This is a genomic window from Moorena sp. SIO3I6, from assembly GCF_010672095.1.
Map to the genome: position 1 here is coordinate 1 of NZ_JAAHHU010001691.1, position 1070 is coordinate 1070.

General features: G+C 42.5%; 1 protein-coding gene. It reads right to left on the reverse strand.

The annotated features are described in order from the left end of the window. Positions 1-115 precede the first annotated feature (115 nt). Entirely contained in the window at positions 116-1024 is a 909-nt protein-coding gene (locus F6K49_RS52340; RefSeq protein ID WP_366514387.1) for a PstS family phosphate ABC transporter substrate-binding protein, read from the reverse strand. Positions 1025-1070: the final 46 nt, after the last annotated feature.

Genomic DNA, 1070 nt, shown 5'->3' on the forward strand with positions numbered 1-1070 from the left:
TATTCCCTATTCCCTCTTCCCTGCTCCCTGCTCCCTGCTCCCTGCTCCCTGCTCCCTAAAACCCAGAAATTTGTACCTCACAAGTCGTAGAATTGCTATAGTTGTGATTGCTGAACTAACGTCTCGGAATATAGCCAGCTTCTTCAATCAGCTTTTGTCCTTCATCTGTTAATAGCAATTTGACATAGGCTTCCCCGGCTCGCTCATCTCCTTGACCATCTTGTTTGATTATTACAAACAGACGACGGGTGATCGGATATGTCTTGGTTTTAAATGCCTCACTATTCAGTTGATTGCGTCCTTGTTGAGGACAATTTTCTGTTGGGATAAGTGGGGGTTTATAGGGAGTAATAAAAGAATCAGTTTTGGATATCCTCAGAGGTAGAGGTTTTACTTTACACTGATCAACAATCTCAGGAGCAGAAGCGTAGTAAATAGCACCTTTCGTTTCAGCTACCTTCCTCACGGCTTGAGTAGTCGTTGGGATAAAACTAACCTTTTGACTAAAATCATCTCCTACTAAAATAGTCTTGCGAAAGAACTCAGTAGTTCCACTTTCATTAGGGCGAGAGTAAGGGGTAATCTTTAGATTGGGACCACCGACTTGACGCCAGTTTGTAATTTTCCCGGTATAAATAGCCTTGAGTTGCTCGGTTGTTAAACCTTTAATAGTTAGGTCAGGATGAACAGCAATAGCAATAGCATCACTAGCAACTTGAACCTGCTTAAGTTTAAATCGTCTATCGTCAGCCTCTTGGAACTCACTTTTTTTAATTGGTCGTGAAGACAGCACGAAAGAAATTTGACCATCTAGCAACATTTTGATTCCAGTTTCTGTACCCGGTGGTAGGGTAGGATGGTGGTAGTAAGTCAAGTTAACCTTAGGAAAAACTTGTTTTATCCTTGGATCTACTTTACGGCGAATCGGCACCCAAGATGTGCTACCAAAATATCCGGGAACGTGAGAGCCCTGTGTCTTTAGACCGGGGATGAAACGGACGCGACGGGGTTTACCCCGTCGTATCTCGACATGATGAAACTATTCGGTTTTAAATTTGTCATAATATCTA